Origin of the sequence: Aliiglaciecola sp. 3_MG-2023 (genome assembly GCF_030548205.1) — a bacterium.
Lineage (GTDB): Bacteria > Pseudomonadota > Gammaproteobacteria > Enterobacterales > Alteromonadaceae > Aliiglaciecola.
On record NZ_JAUORV010000008.1, the window covers coordinates 91,509 to 109,504 of the forward strand.

General features: G+C 42.4%; 17 protein-coding genes. 13 read left to right on the forward strand and 4 right to left on the reverse strand.

Going from position 1 to position 17,996, the window contains the following annotated elements:
• Positions 1-31 precede the first annotated feature (31 nt).
• The 10 genes from Q4574_RS10915 to Q4574_RS10960 all read left to right on the forward strand — a co-directional run bounded on the left by Q4574_RS10915 (position 32) and on the right by Q4574_RS10960 (position 8,650).
• Positions 32-640, forward strand: coding sequence for a hypothetical protein (locus tag Q4574_RS10915; protein WP_303474148.1), 609 nt, complete (start codon positions 32-34; stop codon positions 638-640).
• A 95-nt stretch (positions 641-735) separates the two neighbouring features.
• Positions 736-1,071: a metalloregulator ArsR/SmtB family transcription factor gene (locus tag Q4574_RS10920; RefSeq protein ID WP_303474150.1), complete on the forward strand. Its 336-nt coding sequence runs from the start codon at positions 736-738 to the stop codon at positions 1,069-1,071.
• A 13-nt stretch (positions 1,072-1,084) separates the two neighbouring features.
• Positions 1,085-1,555: an arsenate reductase ArsC gene (locus tag Q4574_RS10925; protein WP_303474151.1), complete on the forward strand. Its 471-nt coding sequence runs from the start codon at positions 1,085-1,087 to the stop codon at positions 1,553-1,555.
• Between the two features lie 2 nt (positions 1,556-1,557).
• A complete protein-coding gene (arsH, locus tag Q4574_RS10930; RefSeq protein WP_303474152.1) occupies positions 1,558-2,274 on the forward strand; it encodes an arsenical resistance protein ArsH in 717 nt (238 codons plus the stop codon).
• Positions 2,275-2,288: 14 nt separating this feature from the next.
• Positions 2,289-3,308 (forward strand): ACR3 family arsenite efflux transporter, encoded by a 1,020-nt coding sequence (gene arsB / locus Q4574_RS10935; protein ID WP_303474153.1) that lies wholly within the window; start codon positions 2,289-2,291, stop codon positions 3,306-3,308.
• A 125-nt stretch (positions 3,309-3,433) separates the two neighbouring features.
• Positions 3,434-3,865 carry an arsenate reductase (glutaredoxin) gene (arsC, locus tag Q4574_RS10940; RefSeq protein WP_303474154.1) on the forward strand — a complete coding sequence of 144 codons (432 nt, stop codon included), beginning with the start codon at positions 3,434-3,436 and terminating at the stop codon, positions 3,863-3,865.
• 424 nt (positions 3,866-4,289) lie between these two features.
• Positions 4,290-5,516: an acyl-CoA dehydrogenase family protein gene (locus Q4574_RS10945; RefSeq protein WP_303474155.1), complete on the forward strand. Its 1,227-nt coding sequence runs from the start codon at positions 4,290-4,292 to the stop codon at positions 5,514-5,516.
• An 86-nt stretch (positions 5,517-5,602) separates the two neighbouring features.
• Complete coding sequence (locus Q4574_RS10950; protein ID WP_303474262.1) at positions 5,603-6,613, forward strand: phosphotransferase family protein; 1,011 nt, start codon at positions 5,603-5,605, stop codon at positions 6,611-6,613.
• On the forward strand, positions 6,610-7,584 hold the full coding sequence (locus Q4574_RS10955; protein ID WP_303474156.1) for an NADPH:quinone oxidoreductase family protein: 975 nt from the start codon (positions 6,610-6,612) through the stop codon (positions 7,582-7,584). The genes Q4574_RS10950 and Q4574_RS10955 overlap by 4 nt, the downstream gene beginning before the upstream one ends.
• A 106-nt stretch (positions 7,585-7,690) precedes the next feature.
• Positions 7,691-8,650: a hypothetical protein gene (locus tag Q4574_RS10960; protein ID WP_303474157.1), complete on the forward strand. Its 960-nt coding sequence runs from the start codon at positions 7,691-7,693 to the stop codon at positions 8,648-8,650.
• Positions 8,651-8,665: 15 nt separating this feature from the next.
• Here Q4574_RS10960 and Q4574_RS10965 read toward each other — a convergent pair whose 3' ends face one another.
• The 4 genes from Q4574_RS10965 to Q4574_RS10980 form a co-directional block, all read right to left on the reverse strand.
• Positions 8,666-9,061: a DUF3718 domain-containing protein gene (locus Q4574_RS10965; protein WP_303474158.1), complete on the reverse strand. Its 396-nt coding sequence runs from the start codon at positions 9,059-9,061 to the stop codon at positions 8,666-8,668.
• A 39-nt stretch (positions 9,062-9,100) separates the two neighbouring features.
• Positions 9,101-9,643 carry a hypothetical protein gene (locus Q4574_RS10970; RefSeq protein WP_303474159.1) on the reverse strand — a complete coding sequence of 181 codons (543 nt, stop codon included), beginning with the start codon at positions 9,641-9,643 and terminating at the stop codon, positions 9,101-9,103.
• 164 nt (positions 9,644-9,807) lie between these two features.
• A complete protein-coding gene (locus tag Q4574_RS10975; protein WP_303474160.1) occupies positions 9,808-11,451 on the reverse strand; it encodes a long-chain-fatty-acid--CoA ligase in 1,644 nt (547 codons plus the stop codon).
• A 133-nt stretch (positions 11,452-11,584) separates the two neighbouring features.
• Positions 11,585-12,352 (reverse strand): SDR family NAD(P)-dependent oxidoreductase, encoded by a 768-nt coding sequence (locus Q4574_RS10980; protein WP_303474162.1) that lies wholly within the window; start codon positions 12,350-12,352, stop codon positions 11,585-11,587.
• A gap of 360 nt (positions 12,353-12,712) precedes the next feature.
• Here Q4574_RS10980 and Q4574_RS10985 point away from each other — a divergent pair, with 360 nt between their 5' ends.
• From Q4574_RS10985 to Q4574_RS10995, 3 genes are all read left to right on the forward strand, one after another.
• Positions 12,713-14,833, forward strand: coding sequence for a 3-hydroxyacyl-CoA dehydrogenase NAD-binding domain-containing protein (locus tag Q4574_RS10985; protein ID WP_303474163.1), 2,121 nt, complete (start codon positions 12,713-12,715; stop codon positions 14,831-14,833).
• Between the two features lie 61 nt (positions 14,834-14,894).
• Entirely contained in the window at positions 14,895-16,076 is a 1,182-nt protein-coding gene (locus Q4574_RS10990; protein ID WP_303474164.1) for an acetyl-CoA C-acyltransferase, read from the forward strand.
• 25 nt (positions 16,077-16,101) lie between these two features.
• The gene (locus Q4574_RS10995) at positions 16,102-17,901 is read left to right on the forward strand and encodes an acyl-CoA dehydrogenase C-terminal domain-containing protein (RefSeq protein ID WP_303474165.1); all 1,800 of its coding nucleotides are present in this window, start codon (positions 16,102-16,104) and stop codon (positions 17,899-17,901) included.
• Positions 17,902-17,996: the final 95 nt, after the last annotated feature.

Sequence of the window (17,996 nt, forward strand, 5' to 3'; positions counted from 1 at the left end):
GTTAGAAATTGGCTATTAAATGGAAATTAAAATGAAAAGTAGAAAAGTACATAGAATTATTGGTTTGATGCTAATTTTGCCGATGATTGGTTGGGTGATCACAGGCTTTATATTTTTCACTAAACCGGGCTATCAAGGTGCTTTTGATCAGTTGGCCATTAAAACTTATCCCTTGCAACAATCTTTTGTGATTGAGCCTGCAAGTAATTGGCTTGAAGCAAAGGTTGTTAGAACCATATTGGGTCATCATTTATTGGTCAAAACAAGGGACGGCTTTGCGCATTTAGATCCCATTTCTTATCAACCTAAAGAAGTGGCTGACAACGCAGGCTTACAATTACTCATCAATGATACGTTTTCCCATGACTCAAAACGCTATGGTGTAGTGTCATCTATTGAAGGTCATAAAGCATTAACCAATACTGGGGTGGAAGTGACTGTTAATTGGACAAACTTGACTTTGAGACAAAGCGGTCAAGATACCAAGTTAATCGATTTATTATACAAAATACATTATCTGCAATGGACATGGTCCGAAGGATTCAATCAAATTTTTGGTTTTTTAGGCCTAGTGTTATTAATTCTATTGACCCTATTTGGTATCAAAATTTTTATATCCCCTGGACACAAACAGTCGTAATCCTAAATTTGCTTCTACATCTTTCGTTATTTTTCGTTGACATATGAAATTTCACATATATGATATTTCATATATGTGAATTATCGAATGTGTTTATGAGTCCTTTACAATTTTTCAAATGTCTTTCAGACGATACGCGTCTTAAGTCGTTGATGCTCATTGCTGAGTCTGGCGAGTTATGTGTGTGTGATTTGATGGAAGCACTCAATCTTGAGCAACCCAAAATTTCCCGTCATTTAGCTGAGTTACGTAAGTGCGAACTGCTGCGGGATGAAAGACGAGGGAAGTGGGTGTATTACCGACTTCATCCTGAGTTGCCGGAATGGGCAAACAAGGTGATCCGCGAGTCTAGTCAGCACAACAAGTCATATTTTGAAGAAGCGCTGAGTAGGCTGAAAACTTCGAAAATTTCCCCTTCTAGCTGTTGTTAATTAAGGTTTTAGCATGAAAATTTTATATATTTGTACCCATAATCGTTGTCGTAGCATCCTGTCTGAAGCTATCACCAATCAGTTAGCAGGAGAGGTGATTGAAGCTAAGAGTGCAGGCAGCCAACCTGCGGGAGAAGTGCACCCACTATCCATTAAATATCTGCAAGAAGCGGGAATTTCAGTTGCGGGTTTGCAGAGTCAATCGTGGGATGATTTTGAAGATTTCGATGCTGACGTGGTAGTCACTGTATGTGATTCAGCTGCTGGGGAAGCTTGTCCTTTGTGGTTCGGAAAATCATTGAAAGTCCACTGGGGACTCAGTGATCCGTCTAAAGTGGAAGGATCAGAAGCCCAAATCGCCGCGTCTTTTAAAGCTTGCATCGAAGAAATCACTACCCGTGTTAAGCAATTAAAAGCACTGTCAGAAAGAAACCTTGATTCCGAACAGTTGAAACACGCCCTCGCCGAATTAGGAGCACGTTAATTATGTTCCAAGATATGTCCTTAGCAAACGTTGAAGCAGAAAGTTTACATACCCCCACAATTGAAAAATGCTTGGCAGACCCTGCGGAACACGCGCCACGTATTTTATTATTGCATGGTTCTATGCGTAAACGCGCATTTAGTCGATTGGTTGTAGAGGAATGCGCACGATTACTGATCCATTTCGGCGCGGATGTAAAAATATTTGATCCTGAAGGTTTACCGCAAACAGATACTGAAGATGAAAATCATCCCAAGGTGCAAGAATTGCGCAAACTTATGATGTGGTCAGAGGGGCAAGTATGGTGTTCACCCGAGCGTCATGGCTCTATGACCAGCATATTTAAAAGCCAAATCGATTGGGTACCTTTAAATATTGGTGGAGTCCGTCCAACTCAAGGCAAAACCCTAGCTGTGATGCAAGTTTGTGGGGGATCACAATCCTTTAATGTGGTGAATCAACTTCGAATATTAGGTCGTTGGATGCGTATGGTAACCATACCTAATCAATCAAGTGTGGCAAAAGCGTATCTGGAATTTGATGAGAACGACCGCATGAAACCCTCTGCATATTACAACCGTATTGTCGATGTGATGGAGGAGTTGATGAAATTCACCCTGTTACTGCGTAACAACAAAGATTATTTTGTTGACCGCTATTCTGAGCGGGTTGAGTCTGCTGAGCAGTTAAGCCAGCGAGTCAATCAACGTTCAATATAAAAGGAGAAAATAAAATGGGATTATTTGAACGTTTCTTAACGGTCTGGGTTGGTCTGGCCATTATTGTTGGTATTGTCGTTGGTAGTGTTGCCCCTGGTGCATTTGCTGTAGTAGCAAGTTTTGAGTATGCCCATGTCAATCTTGTCATTGCCGTTTTGATTTGGTTAATGATATATCCAATGATGGTGCAAATTGATTTCTCTTCTATTAAGGACGTAGGTAAAAAACCCAAAGGTTTACTCCTGACCTTGGTGATCAATTGGTTGATTAAACCTTTTACTATGGCGTTTCTGGGGTGGTTGTTCTTCAAAGGACTATTCGCTGACTGGGTTGATCCTCAAACTGCCACAGAATATATCGCAGGCATGATTTTACTCGGTGTGGCTCCCTGCACGGCTATGGTATTTGTCTGGAGTCAGCTCATCAAAGGCGACGCAAACTATACCTTAGTTCAGGTTTCCATAAACGACATCATTATGATTTTTGCGTTTGCACCTATTGCTGGATTACTTCTAGGGGTCACTGATATTGCAGTGCCTTGGGATACATTGTTTTTGTCTGTGGTTTTGTATGTGTTAATTCCTCTGGTCGCCGGAGCGGTTACCCGTAAAAAACTAGATAAAGCGGACGATCACTCTAGATTAGAAGGGTTTCTTGCAACCATGAAGCCTTGGTCAATCATCGGCCTTTTAGCGACAGTTGTGTTGTTGTTTGCGTTTCAATCAGAAACGATTTTAGCTAAGCCTGAAGCTATCGTTCTCATAGCTATTCCTTTATTGATTCAAACTTATGGGATTTTTGCTATTGCTTACTTCATTGCCAAGAAAATGAAATTACCTCACAAGGTGGCAGCTCCCGCTTGTATGATAGGCACATCTAATTTCTTTGAGCTGGCAGTTGCAGTGGCTATATCATTGTTTGGACTACATTCAGGTGCAGCCTTGGCAACAGTTGTTGGTGTATTAGTCGAAGTCCCCGTCATGTTGTCATTGGTCTGGTTTGCTAACCGCACCCGCCATTGGTTCACAGAGTAAAACAAGATGGGTCTTTATGATCTTTGTGGATGATTAAATAATCTATGGCTAATGCTCTGCTAGGTTAGCATTAGCCTTAGGGGCAGTAATTTTTGTTGAGCAAGCTTAAGAATAAAAGGACGCATATGATTGTTATACATCACAACCCCGAATGCGGAACATCTCGAAACGTGCTTGCAATAATTGAGGACGCTGGGTTTCAGCCTAAGGTTATAAATTACTTAACTGAAGGGTGGACGAAGAGTCAATTACTGGGTTTATTCGCCGCGGCGAACTTAACACCTCGCGAGGCCCTAAGAACCACAAAATCACCAGCAAGTGAACTTGGTTTATTGGACAGCAATGTCTCAGATGAAACCATTTTAGAAAATATGTTGCAATATCCGGTGTTGGTGAACCGCCCAATCGTATGCAGCCCAAAAGGGGTTAAGTTATGCCGTCCCAGTGAAGCCGTGTTAGATTTACTCGATAATTGGCCTGCTGGCCCTTATTTTAAAGAAGACGGCCAACAGATTATTGATTTAGCAGGCAATCGAGTGGAGGGGTCACAAAGCTAAAACTAGCCTATTTATTTTAGTCACGAGTACAGGTTTAAACTAGGCGCTTTTATGGATTAGACAATAATTGCAAAGCGTCCTATTTATTTCACTACCTAACAGTAACTCGTTCTGTCTTTCTTATTGCCTTAATACTTACAATAAATAACCTTCAACTAAGTGCTTTAAATGTCCGTCAATAATAGCTTTTGAATCCGATTTATATTTTAATGTAAATTAAATGTAACTATTTTTATCGGTTTCTCTTGTCGCTAAAATCACTTTTTTGCTCTATAGCCCAGAAAAATCAATAACTAGGGAATGAATGCTACAACCTTGAAACAATTTATACATATTACTAATACAAAAGTATTCGAATAATTAATTAAACTTATAGACGGAATAACTCTACTATTTTTGTATTCTAAATCAGAGGATACATTTCATGCATTTCGATTACTCTCCTAAAACCCAAGCTTTACTTGACCGTCTTAACGCATTCATGGACGAACATATTTATCCTGTGGAACAGGAATACATAGAGTTGGTTGACAATAATCCACAACGTTGGACAACGCCTCCCTTAATGAACGAACTCAAGGAAAAAGCCAAAGCAGCAGGGTTGTGGAATCTATTTCTACCTGAAGAATATTTACCTTATGGTGCAGGATTGACTAATCTAGAGTATGCACCTTTGTGCGAAGCAATGGGACGAGTGTTATGGAGCCCTGAGGTGTTCAACTGCAGTGCACCAGACACAGGCAATATGGAAGTGTTGTCTAAATATGGCAGTGAAGAGCACAAAAAGCAGTGGCTTGAGCCTTTACTCAATGGTGAAATTCGCAGTGCATTTGCGATGACTGAACCTGCAGTTGCCTCTAGTGATGCAACGAATATCGAAACGGCAATTGTTCGAGAGGGTGATGAGTATGTGATCAATGGTCGTAAGTGGTATACCAGTGGGGCGATGAATACCAACTGCAAAATTATGGTAGTAATGGGTAAAACAGACCCCTCCGCCGAGCGTCATAGGCAACAATCTCAAATTTTAGTGCCTATGGATACTGCTGGTGTAACCGTTGTGCGTCCGATGCAAGCTATGGGTTTTTATGATGAGCCCATAGGCCATGCGGAAGTGTTATTCGAGAATGTTCGCGTGCCTGCAAGTAATTTATTAGTTGGTGAGGGAGAAGGGTTTGCTATCGCTCAAGGCCGCTTAGGTCCAGGCCGAATCCATCACTGTATGCGCCTGATAGGTTGCGCTCAACGAGCGCTAGATTTAGCCTGTGAAAGGGTAGATGAGCGAGTTGCTTTTGGTCAGCCTCTTAGCAAACAGCAGTCGGTGAGAGAAGCTGTAGCGCAAATGCATTGTGATATCGAGCAGGCTAGACTGCTTACTCTTAAAGCGGCAGACAAGATGGATCGTTACGGCAACAAGGTCTCAAGAGACATTATCGCCGCGATTAAGATTGTCGCGCCCAGCATGGCATGTCGCGTTATCGATCAATCTATTCAAATGCATGGGGCAGCAGGCACCAGCCAAGATTTTGTATTATCAGCTATTTATGCCTATGCAAGAACGATTAAATTGGCAGATGGCCCAGATCAAGTGCATATGATGCAATTGGGGCGCAACTTGATAAAAGATCATGTTGGAAAGCAAAAAAGCTAGGATTAAAGCCAGCATTATTTAATCGGCTAACGTAACTATTTAAAGGGGATAAAGTGAGCAAAACAGATTCAGTTAACCAGCTCGATATGGAATCATTAGAAGCGTATTTTCGTGCCAACGTATTTGATTTTACGGGGGAATTTAAAGCTGAAAAGTTTAGTGGCGGTCAATCAAACCCGACGTTTAAGATCATGGCAGGAGACCAGAGCTATGTGCTCAGGCGTCAACCACCCGGGAAGTTGCTCAAATCTGCACATGCGGTGGATCGAGAATTTAAAGTCATCAATGCCTTACAAAACACCAAGGTGCCCGTGGCCAAGGTTTATCACCTTTGTGAAGACACCAGTGTTATTGGCAGTATGTTTTACGTGATGGAATATGTCGACGGAGCGGTTTACTGGAACAGTAGCCTTCCGGAGATTGATAGCAACCAAAAACGTCACGAGATGTATCAGCAAATGAGTCAAGTTTTGGCTGATTTGCATGCTGTTGATGTAGACAAAGTAGGGCTAAGTGATTACGGCAAGGCAGGCAACTATTTTGAACGACAACTGAGTCGTTGGTCCAAGCAATATAAATTATCCGAAATCGACCCTATCCCCGAGATGGATACATTAATCACCTGGCTAAATCAGCATATTCCAGATGATGATGGCAAGGTGGCCTTGGTTCACGGTGACTATCGCCTAGATAATTTAATGTTTTCGAAAACATCGACAGAAATCATCGCCGTTTTGGATTGGGAATTATCCACCCTAGGCCATCCGTTGGCTGATTTGGCGTATCAATGTATGCAATTGCGTTTACCTGCAAATATCGGCCATTCCAGTGGTTTGGGAGGCGTGGATAGACAGGCTTTAGGAATTCCCAATGAACAAGAGTTTGTTGGCTGGTATTGCCAACGGGCAGGTTTAGCTAAAATTGAAAATTGGCATTTCTATCTTGCCTTCAGCTTTTTCCGCCTAGCTGCCATTGCCCAGGGGGTGGCGAAACGCGCGCAAGAAGGTAATGCCTCTAGTGCGCAGGCCAGTAAAGTGGGTGCCATGGTACCGCCATTAGCAAGAATGGCGATAGAATTAATCGAGGAACATCAATGAAAGCAATAGTGTGTAAGGAATTCGCCAGCGTTGAAAAATTAAGTTACGAAGATGTCGCAGATCCAATAGCGGGTAAAGGTCAGGTGGTTGTTGATATAAAAGCCGCTGGCGTGAATTTTCCTGATGGATTGTTAGTACAAGGTCTGTACCAAAGTAAACCTGACTTTCCGTTTATTCCAGGTGGCGAAGTGGCCGGTGTGATCAGCGAAGTTGGTGAGGGGGTTCCCCATTTAACCGTGGGACGTCGTGTTATCGCCCTGTGCGTGTTAGGTGGTTATGCAGAAAAAGTGGCTGTTCCTGCTACCCATGTTCTACCTTTACCAGATCAAATTCCAGATGAAGAAGCTGCAGCTTTAGTGACAGCTCACGCTACGGCCCATCATGGGTTGAAACAGCGAGCGAATATTCAACCTGGTGAAACCTTAGTGGTAACAGGCGCGGCTGGTGGCACAGGATTGGCCGCAGTACAAATCGGCAAAGCCATGGGCGCGAAAGTGATAGCGGTATGTTCAACACAGGAAAAGCTTGATATTGCTAAGCAAAATGGTGCTGACGTTCTGGTTAATTACACTGAAAATGATCTTAAAACAGCCTTAAAAGAAGCGACCGACGGCAAAGGCGCTGATGTGGTGTATGAGTGCGTAGGTGGCGATACGTTTCATGCGTGTTCTCGGAGCATGGGCTGGAATGGTCGTTTGTTAGTTGTTGGATTTGCTGGTGGCACTATTCCAGAGTTCCCGGTTAATTTAGCCTTAGTCAAAGGCTACTCTGTGGTGGGGGTGTTCTGGGGATCCTTTACTCAGCACCAACCAAAAGACTTCCAAGCCAACATGAAAGAGCTTCTTACTTGGTATTTAGAAGGTAAAGTCAAAGTGATTGTTGACCAGACGTTGCCATTAAATCGAGCTCCTGAAGCCCTTAATAAAGTGCTGGGCCGTGAAGTGAAAGGCAAAATGGCACTCAGACCTTAAGGCACAATGTACGGTCATTGACGCTAGAGAGGGGAATAATCCTGCTTGAATCCGAGCAAATGAAATAATACACTGCGGCCTCACTTGTATGAGGCCCAATTTATTCATGGATGTATCTGCGCGTCAGTTTATTGCTTTGTTGGTAACCCTTGTTGTGCTTTCAACAGGGTGTTCAACACCAAAGGTTTTATCAGAAGATGAACTTACAGAGCTCAATAAACATAATCAACTGTTGAGTGAGGCTGAGCATTTCGTGCATGCCAATATATTTACTGGCATGGTGCATGTAAGAGCGACTAATTTGCAAGAATGGAATCAACTTCTCATCGCTTATTCGTGCTCAGCAGATCTAGATCATACAACCCTTGATAACTCATACAATCAAAATTATCCTATTTTTGTTGACGCCATGAAGACCTTGGCAGAGCAAGAAGATCTGTTTACCTCAACACAAGCTAAGAATGTACTAGCCGATGTTTCTCAGCTTGCTTACCGACTTTTTAGTGTTAGTTACGCCACAGGCTATGCTAGGCAAATACAACTTGCTGACACGTTATCACCGGGGATCCGTGAAGAGTTATGTGATGGACGAGTAGGAACGGTGAATTCCTACTCCCTTGGATATCGTAATTCTGTTGCTTGGCGCTCTTTTGATACCGCGCTTTTAGCAAATAACAATGGCTTACAGGCCCATGCAAAAAATGGCGATAAGGCATTTCAAACCCTGCTGAACCAACAATATGAGCAATTTGACGCGTTAGTTTATAGCCACGCTTACCAACAAACTGATGCGTATCAATCTTTGTTTTTTGAAGTGAATAAATTTGAAAATGTTGAACTCTATGGTAAAGAGGTAACTAGGTTGTCACTAACCTATATTGATATTGAAGCCCAAAATAAACATAATGATTTTGCTTATCTAATGTTATCTTCAGGCTACCATTGGGGGATGATGTCGGTATTAGCGTTGCTAGAGGAAGAGTACCCACGGGTTCATGCTCTTAAACAACATCAAGGGGTTGAATTGGTTAAAGACGCTGTAGGCAATTTAAATCGTCGCCAATAGTGTCTGAGCAAACTTTTAGATTTTATCCCCTAAAGTGTTAGCGATAGGTGAGCCCGCCAATTCTGTTTCATTGATCCATTGCAACAGTGTTTTACCATCATGTTCGGGCATCCTCAATTTGCGCTTCGGCAGGTGTTCTATCAACAATTCGGCAGTATGATTAGCTTTATTCAACAAAGCGGTTCTAATTAAACTCTGACCATCACAACTAATCCCATCGTAATAATGTTGCAGTTTCAATCGATAATGGGTTCGCATCTCTGTTATTTTTTGCTGTAAGGTCGAAGTGTCATCGGAAGCTACAAGGCTGCATAGATTTTTTAATGCGACATTTATATTTGCTTTAGCATTGCTTGCATATAATAACGTTACCAAAAAAATAGCGAAAACAAACAACAGTGTCTTTATCACCTGGAATATTTCCTTTTCATTTTAATATTCCCTTTGGTATTAAACATTGGACTTAAATTGAGGGGTGTTTTTAGCTAAGCGCCGCTTTAAAGCCACAAGTCCAATTATTAATAGTAACAAGGAAGGGGCGTTAGACACTGCGGAAGCGCTACTTTGGAAGCTGAGTAAAATATAATCTTCTGATGACCATCTGGTATTATTGAAATTCAATGCCAGTAGTTCTTGGTTAAAATCAATATCAACCGCATCAAAGCCTTCAACCGACGTCAGTAGGGCAAAATCACTTGGGCTGAAAAGGTTGGGGGCGAACGACAAGCTCAGCATTTCATTCGCACCCATGCTTAAATTATCTTGCAGATTACTAATTAACAAAGCGTCTTTTTCAAAATTAACACTGAGAAATGGAGTGCCCATTAACAATAAGTCAAACTCACTGTTATTTGCATCTGCGATGGCTATCTTATCGTCACATTCCCAAATAATTGAGGGCTCAATATCACAAACGACTTGCGTCCCTATAATGGAAGCATTGCTTGACCACGAGCAAAGTAGAAACAGTATGCAACCCGCAAAATTTTTCATTCTAGTTAAGGCCTTTTAACCCATGGCAATTGATTGCTGTTAATTTAACGTGAATAAAAAACTGAATGGAAGTTGTGGCTTGATACCAAGGTATGGGGAGGTATACATTAAATGCGGTATAACATAAATGGGCAAAGCTTCATGTTATACCGCCTGAATATTAATTATTGTGGAAATTCATAGTCTTTAAATTCGTCCCTCAATGCTAATTTATTTAATTTACCCGTGGCCGTATGGGGAAGTTCATTGGCAAACACAACATCTTCTGGCAATGACCACTTATGCATTTTATCTTTTAAATATTCCATGACGTCGTCGCGGTTTAAATTAGCATTCTCAGCGGGCACTACAACTAATAGCGGCCTTTCAGTCCATTTAGGGTGATATCGTCCTATTGCAGCGGCTTCGGCAATTTGTGGGTGGCTCGCTGCTGCATTTTCAATGTCAATAGAACTAATCCATTCGCCACCTGATTTAATCACATCTTTAGTGCGATCGGTTATTTGTAAATAGCCTTGTGGGTCAATTGTTGCAACATCACCAGTATTCATCCAACCATCTTCGTCTACAGGACAGTCTGCATCCCCTGGGGTTTGTGACATACCGTAATAACCTGTTGCAATCCATGGTCCTTTGACTTTTAGCGCACCAAACGCGACGCCATCCCAGGGTAACTCATTATTTTGCTCGTCGACTATTTTCATTTCTACACCATATACGGTTTTACCTTGTTTAAGCCGTAGTTCGGTATCTTCTTCATCGGTTAAGTTTTCCATCCCTGGGGATAGGGTAAAGACGGTGCCAAGTGGGCTCATTTCGGTCATGCCCCAACCTTGTTTTACTTCGGTTTGATAATCGTGTTTTAAGCGCTCTATGATGCCTCTTGGGCAAGCTGCGCCGCCAGAAGTAACAGCACTTAAAGTGGGTATTTTTTTACCACTTTTATCGAGATATTCCAATAACGCCATCCAGATAGTGGGTACACCTGAACTAAGGGTAACGCCTTCCTCTTCAATTAATGATTGCAAGGTTTCGCCATCTGCCATTTTAGGCCCTGGCATGACTAGCTTACTGCCTACCATTACACCAGCATAAGGGATACCCCATGCATTGACATGGAACATAGGTACGATGGGCATAGTCACCGCTTTACAAGACGCGTTGGTGGCGTCGGGCAGGGAGCCCGCATAGGCATGTAAAATAGTGGAGCGATGACTGTATACCACGCCTTTTGGATTACCTGTTGTTCCCGAGGTATAACACATACCAGCAGCACTATTTTCATCGAACTCGGGCCATTGGTAATTGTCGTCAAATTGGGCCAATAGGTCTTCGTAGCAAATGACGTTCTCCAAGGTCGTTTGTGGCATATGTTCCTTGTCCGTAAGTACCACAATTTTCTCAACACTTTTAAGTTGGCTATAAAGGGCCTCCACTAAAGGCATCACTAATACATCAACAAACAACACTTTGTCTTCTGCATGGTTGATTATGTAATTAACCTGTTCGGGAAATAGTTTGGGGTTGATCATATGGCAAACCAAACCTGTGCCCGAAATCCCGTAATACAGTTCAAGGTGACGGTAATCATTCCAAGCTAAGGTACCTATACGATCGCCAAATTCCAGCTCCAAGGATTCCAGCGCATTGGCCAATTGTCGGGTGCGCTTAGCAAAATCTTTGTAGGTATAACGATGTCTCGGATTGTCTGCGGTAACAGATACGATTTCGCGGCTAGGGAAGTTTCGTTCGGCATGACGCAATATTGACGATATCATCAATTGCGTATTCATCATTAGGCCTTGCATATAATGGTTCCTACTGTACTTGGTCAACTCTGTTCAAATAACAGAGCTCACTTTGGAAAATGTGCAACCATAGTTAGCGTTAACCACGGTTGCCTTGTTTATTTTTAATCGCGTACAAATATAATATTGGCTATTACCAGGCACTCACACCACCATCTATGGCAATGGTTTGTCCGTTCATGTATGAATTTCCAGGAGATAAAACCAAAATCATAGTGTTGACGATTTCCTGAGGGGTGCCTAAACGTCGCATTGGTGAACCTTGAGCCATACGTTGCTGTGATTCTGGAGAATCAAACCCGTCAGTTGCTAAAATATTTGTTGGACTATAAAACGGACATATTGCGTTAGCACGAATACCTTTTTTAGCATACTCGACTGCAGCGGTGCGGGTTAATCCTACTACTGCGTGTTTTGCTGCCACATATGCAGCACATTTAGGTGCACCACCAATACCGGCCATTGAGCTTACATTTAGAATGTGTCCTGCGCCTTGTTTTAGCATGACTTCGATTTGATATTTCATGCCAAACATTACACCATTCACATTTACAGCCATTTGTTTGTCCATTGTGGCTTGTTCCAACTCATGAAAAGGAACTAAACTATGGGCGATACCTGCATTGTTAACACCAATATCGAGTCGACCAAAATTATCCATTGCAGCGTCGACCATTGCTTTAACTTGTGATTCATTGCTTACGTCGCAACTCATTGAAATTACTTTGTTTTTATCCGGATTAAGCGACGAAACTGTGTTTTCTAACTCGTCAGTATTAATATCACTAATGACTAAATTACAGCCTCTAGCTGCCAAACCTTGTGAAAGCAAACGTCCAAAGCCACTGGCGGCTCCTGTAATCATGGCCACTTGGCCGCTAAAATCGAGAAGTGAGTCCAAAAAATGTACCTTCTTTTAAAACGTTAAATCCCATTAATTGCCTATCAGTTCTGTTTTAGAAGCAACGTGAACTGGAGCGCGATGAGTTAATACCTAGCCACTTTTTAACTGAGCTAAAAAATAGTTTGGTGTTAACGGCATGTAAATCTAAGTCCCTAGAAAATCAGATGCAAAACCGAATGTCAATATCTACAAGATAAGGGTTTCTGGGCGATTAGGCGAATGATCAACAAAATCAACTGCTATCGGCAATATCAATTTCATTTATTTTCTATTATAAAATCAATAAATTTGGATGATTGGTTAGGCTGACCTAGTATCTTCGCTCTAGTTATTTTTAAACTATAAATAGAGGATTTTATGAGTGCTGTACAATCTGCTTCCGTTGTAAGTCAAACGCAAGGTGAAATAGCCTTAGTGATGATGCAAAACCCTCCTGTTAATGCATTATCGAAGTCGGTGCGAATAGGATTGATTGACGAAATTAAAAATGCTTTAAATGATATCAATATCAAAGCAATTGCTATTTCATCTCAGTTAGGATTATTTTCAGGTGGTGCTGATATCAGCGAATTTTCTTCAGGGGATATTGAACCGCCGTTACCCGAAGTTCTCGATTTAATAGAAAACGCAAATAAACCCATTGTTGCAGTATTAAATGGGCCAGCTTTTGGTGGTGGACTAGAGGTCGCTCTAGCATGTCATTACCGCATTACCTTCGCTGCCAATAAAGTGGGTTTGCCTGAAGTGAACTTAGGTATTTTACCTGGCGCTGGCGGCACTCAACGTTTGCCTCGATTAGCTGGCGTGGCAAAAGCACTAGACATGATCGTTTCTGGAAAACCAGTGAAAGCCTCATCTGTAAGTGGTGTATTCGATCTAATTGTTGAGCAACCCGATACTTTACTCAGTGACAGTTTGGCATTTATTAAAGGCTTAATCAGCGATGGTAGCAAGATTAAGCGAGTAAAGGATATTGAAATTGATCCCGTCACTGCACCTGCCGAGTTGTTTTCTCAATATCGTCAAGGAATCGCTAAACAAGCCCGAGGATTTTTCTCGCCTGAGCGCTGTATCCAGGCTGTTGAAGCTGCAGTGAGTTTGCCGTTAGAACAAGGCCTCAAAAAAGAGGGGGAATTGTTTATGGAGTGCATGAATTCACCACAGGCTCGTGCGCAACAGCATTTCTTCTTTGCCGAGAGAGCGGCAGGACATGTCTCGGATTTTGATAAATCTACGCCAGTTAGAGAAATTAAATCCGTTGGGATTATTGGTGCCGGTACCATGGGCGGCGGAATAGCCATGAACTTTGCCAATGTGGGTATTCCCGTTGTTATGCTTGAGCTTAAACAAGAAGCCTTAGATAAAGGCTTAGGTGTTATTCGCCGCAATTACGAAAACTCGGCGAAGAAAGGCAAGTTAACGCAACAAGATGTTGAAGATCGCATGGCATTGCTGCAAGGCACAACCGAATATGCAGGCTTAGCTGACGTCGACTTAGTCATTGAAGCAGTATTTGAAAAAATGGAGGTGAAAAAACAAGTTTTCACCCAGCTTGATGCTGTTTGTAAACCTGGTGCAATTTTAGCGTCTAATACCTCTACTTTGGATGTCAATGAGATTGCTGATTGTACCTCGCGTCCTGAAGATGTCATTGGTCTACATTTCTTTAGTCCAGCCAACGTGATGAAGTTGCTGGAAGTGGTTAAAGGTGAAAAGACTTCCGCAGATGTGATTAAAACCAGTATGCAGCTGGCCAAGAAGATCCGCAAAGTGGGTGTGCTGGTGGGGGTTTGCTTCGGATTTGTGGGTAACCGAATGATTGAACCCTATAGTCGCGAATCTAACCGAATGCTATTAGAGGGCGCGTCTCCTGAGCATGTAGATAAGGTCATCTATGATTTTGGCTTCCCCATGGGGCCATTCACCATGGGAGATATGGCCGGTTTAGATATCGGTTATTTCATTCGTCAATCTAGACAAGAACACATTGCCCATGATCCAACTTATGCGGTGGTAGCCGATCGTTTGGTTGAGGATGGGCGAGTGGGCTTAAAAGTCGGTAAAGGTGCTTATCTTTACGAGAAGGGTAATCGAAAGCCCATATTCGATCCTGCTGTAGCTGAAATTGCTAAAAAAGAAGCAGAGCGTTTAGGGGTGGAACAGCGCAAGCATAGTGATCAGGAAATACTGGAACGTTGTATTTTTACACTGATTAATGAAGGTGCTCATATTCTGGAAGAGGGGATTGCTGCCAAATCAAGCGATATCGATGTGATTTATGTGTATGGATATGGCTTCCCTGTTTACCGCGGTGGTCCGATGCAATATGCCGATGAAATTGGTTTGGACAAAGTCTATGCCGCTATGTGTAAGTATCGTGATGAGTTTGGTGACTACGGAAAAGCCTGGTTTGAACCTGCTCCTTTATTGAAACAGTTAGCCGAGCAAGGCAAGGGATTCGCTGACTTTCGAAAGTAAGCAAGGCAGACATTAAACCTAACTTTAAGAATTTACCAAAACAAGAATTTAAGGAAAGACTATGAAAGAAGCCGTAATTGTTTCAACCGCACGTACTCCGATTGGTCGTGCGTATCGCGGGGCCTTTAATAATTTAGAAGCACCCAGTTTAGCCGGACACGCCATTAATGCTGCGGTTAAAAAAGCAGGTATTGATCCAGCAAGTGTCGATGACGTTATTTTAGGCAGTGCCTTAACCCAAGGTTCTGGTGGTATGAATATTGGCCGCTTAGGTGCCCTTGCCGGTGGATTACCGGTAACAGTAGGTGGAATGACTTTAGATCGCCAATGTAGTTCTGGGATGTATGCTATTGCTACTGCTGCAAAACACATTATTACTGATAATGTCCCGGTTATGGTAGCCGGTGGATTAGACTCCATCAGCTTAGTACAAAACGATAAAATGAATATGTATCGTGCAGTAGACAAAGCTCTGGTAGCCAAACATAAAGATATTTATATGCCCATGTTGCAAACCGCTGAAGTGGTGGCTAATCGTTATGGTATTGGTCGTGAAGAACAAGATGAATATGCTTATCAAAGTCAAATGCGCACTGCCGCTGCTCAGCAAGCAGGTAAATTTGACGATGAAATTGTGCCAGTCACTGCCACTAAAGTGGTTGTAAACAAAGAAACCAAAGAGCAAAGCTTACAACAAGTGACTTTGACGAAAGACGAAGGAAACCGCGCTGAAACCACTCTAGAAGGGTTAAACAGTCTTAAGCCTGTAATTGAAGGCGGTAGTATAACTGCGGGGAATGCAAGCCAGTTATCTGATGGCGCTTCAGCCAGTGTTTTGATGGACGGCAAACGAGCTGAGCAAATGAATCTTAATGTGTTAGGTGCATACAGAGGTATTGCCGTAGCCGGTTGTGAACCTGATGAGATGGGGATCGGTCCGGTTTTTGCGATTCCTAAGTTGCTAAAACAGCACGGTTTAAAAATAGAAGATATTGGTTTGTGGGAGCTTAATGAAGCGTTCGCAGTGCAAGTGCTCTATTGTCAAAAATTCTTAGGAATTCCTGCTGAACTACTGAACGTAAATGGCGGCGCGGTTTCTATTGGGCATCCTTATGGAATGAGTGGTGCGCGTATGGTTGGACATGCATTAATTGAAGGTAAACGCAGAGGTGCTAAATACGTAGTATGTACCATGTGTATTGGTGGTGGCATGGGCGCTGCTGGCTTATTTGAAGTTTATTAAAAAATTATATAGGTAGTATAAAATTATGCAGAATTATAAATCTCCGGTACGCGATACCTTATTTGTCATGAATGAACTGCTTGGTTTCGAAAAGCATTATGAAAAATTGGGTTTTGAAGACGCGTCTCCCGAAATGGTGGAAGCGATTACGTCTGAAGCCGCTAAGTTTACTGAAAACGTATTAGCGCCTATCAATGCAATTGGTGACGAGGTCGGTTGTAAATGGGAAGACGGTAACGTAACCACACCACCTGGTTTTAAAGAAGCTTACCAGGCTTACTGTGAAGGCGGCTGGCCTTCGATGACCCATCCAGTTGAGTTTGGTGGTCAAGCCTTACCTTATTCCTTAGCATCTGCCATTGCTGAGTGGACGTCCGGTGCCAACCATTCTTGGGCCATGTATCCTGGTTTGAGCCAGGGCTGTATAGCCACTATTAACAGTCATGGTACAGAAGAGCAAAAACAGACTTTCTTACCGCCTTTAATTGAAGGTCGCTGGACAGGCACTATGTGTTTGACCGAATCACACTGTGGTTCAGATCTAGGTATGTTGAAAACCAAAGCCGTTCCAAATGACGACGGAACTTACAGTTTGACAGGAACTAAAATCTTTATTTCAGCAGGGGAGCATGATTTTTCTGACAATATCGTGCATATCGTACTTGCGCGTTTACCAGATGCGCCTGCTGGCACTAAAGGTATTTCGTTGTTTGTAGTCCCTAAATTTAACGTTAACGAAAAAAGTGAAATTGTGGATCGAAATAACGTTAACTGTGGGTCAATTGAACACAAAATGGGGATCAAAGCGAGTGCCACTTGTGTGATCAACTTTGACAACGCCAAAGGCTTTTTGATTGGTCCACCAAACCGCGGCTTAAACTGCATGTTTACTTTCATGAACAGTGCGCGAATTGGTACCGGTTTAGAAGGCCTTGCTGGAACTGAAGCGGCATTTCAAGGTGCATTAGCTTATGCCAAAGATAGATTACAGTTCCGTTCTACAAAAGGGGCGGTGAATCCAGACGGTCCTGCAGATCCCATTATTGTGCATCCGGATGTGCGTCGTATGCTGCTAACCCAAAAAGCCTTTGCTGAAGGGAATCGAGCACTGGCTATTTACTGTATGCAAATGGTTGATATCACCCTTTACAGTGAAAATGAAGAACAAAAACAAGTGGCAGAAGCGAAACTGGCACTATTGACCCCAATCGTTAAGGCATTCTTAACTGAAACTGCACAAGAAGCGACTAGTTACGGCATGCAGGTATATGGTGGACACGGATTTATTAAAGAGTGGGGCATGGAACAACTTGCCCGCGATACACGAATTTGCACTATGTACGAAGGCACAACGGGGATTCAAGCAATTGATTTACTTGGTCGTAAAATTCTCGGTTCTAACGGCGAACTCCTAAAAGTCTTTATTAAAGAAGTGCAGGAGTATTGTTTAAGTGTTCGTGATAAATCTCAGTTCAATGCATGGTCTAACGCAATTGAATCACACATTGACGAGTGGGCTCAAATGACACAGGAAATCGCTAGGCGTTCAGCTGGAAATCCTGATGAAGTAGGCGCAGCATCCGTCGACTATTTAATGTATTCCGGTTATATCATTGTTGGCTACCTATGGTTGAAGATGGCCGTTGTCGCACAGGAAAAGCTTGATGCTGGCACCTCTGAAGTGGCATTTTACGAAGCGAAATTACAAACTGCTGACTTCTACTTTGCACGTCTGCTTTCGCGCACTCGTTCTCATGCTTCAGCAATAGAAACTGGCTCTGAAAATTTGATGAATATGCCAGTGGATTATTTCTTAATTGATTAATAAGCTGCTTTTAGCAATATCAGTCCAAAAATAAACTAAGCGGATGAATTATCATCCGCTTTTTTGTTTTTATTGAGTAATGATTTGGGAAATAA

Coding starts and splice junctions, on each gene's coding strand:
- Q4574_RS10915 (WP_303474148.1), top strand. CDS start 32: ATGAAAAGTAGAAAAGTACATAGAATTATTGGTTTGATGCTAATTTTG.
- Q4574_RS10955 (WP_303474156.1), top strand. CDS start 6,610: ATGAAAGCAATAGTGTGTAAGGAATTCGCCAGCGTTGAAAAATTAAGT.
- Q4574_RS10920 (WP_303474150.1), top strand. CDS start 736: ATGAGTCCTTTACAATTTTTCAAATGTCTTTCAGACGATACGCGTCTT.
- Q4574_RS10995 (WP_303474165.1), top strand. CDS start 16,102: ATGCAGAATTATAAATCTCCGGTACGCGATACCTTATTTGTCATGAAT.
- Q4574_RS10925 (WP_303474151.1), top strand. CDS start 1,085: ATGAAAATTTTATATATTTGTACCCATAATCGTTGTCGTAGCATCCTG.
- Q4574_RS10970 (WP_303474159.1), bottom strand. CDS start 9,643: ATGAAAAATTTTGCGGGTTGCATACTGTTTCTACTTTGCTCGTGGTCA.
- Q4574_RS10990 (WP_303474164.1), top strand. CDS start 14,895: ATGAAAGAAGCCGTAATTGTTTCAACCGCACGTACTCCGATTGGTCGT.
- Q4574_RS10975 (WP_303474160.1), bottom strand. CDS start 11,451: ATGCAAGGCCTAATGATGAATACGCAATTGATGATATCGTCAATATTG.
- Q4574_RS10950 (WP_303474262.1), top strand. CDS start 5,603: ATGGAATCATTAGAAGCGTATTTTCGTGCCAACGTATTTGATTTTACG.
- Q4574_RS10945 (WP_303474155.1), top strand. CDS start 4,290: ATGCATTTCGATTACTCTCCTAAAACCCAAGCTTTACTTGACCGTCTT.
- Q4574_RS10960 (WP_303474157.1), top strand. CDS start 7,691: ATGGATGTATCTGCGCGTCAGTTTATTGCTTTGTTGGTAACCCTTGTT.
- arsB (WP_303474153.1), top strand. CDS start 2,289: ATGGGATTATTTGAACGTTTCTTAACGGTCTGGGTTGGTCTGGCCATT.
- Q4574_RS10985 (WP_303474163.1), top strand. CDS start 12,713: ATGAGTGCTGTACAATCTGCTTCCGTTGTAAGTCAAACGCAAGGTGAA.
- arsH (WP_303474152.1), top strand. CDS start 1,558: ATGTTCCAAGATATGTCCTTAGCAAACGTTGAAGCAGAAAGTTTACAT.
- arsC (WP_303474154.1), top strand. CDS start 3,434: ATGATTGTTATACATCACAACCCCGAATGCGGAACATCTCGAAACGTG.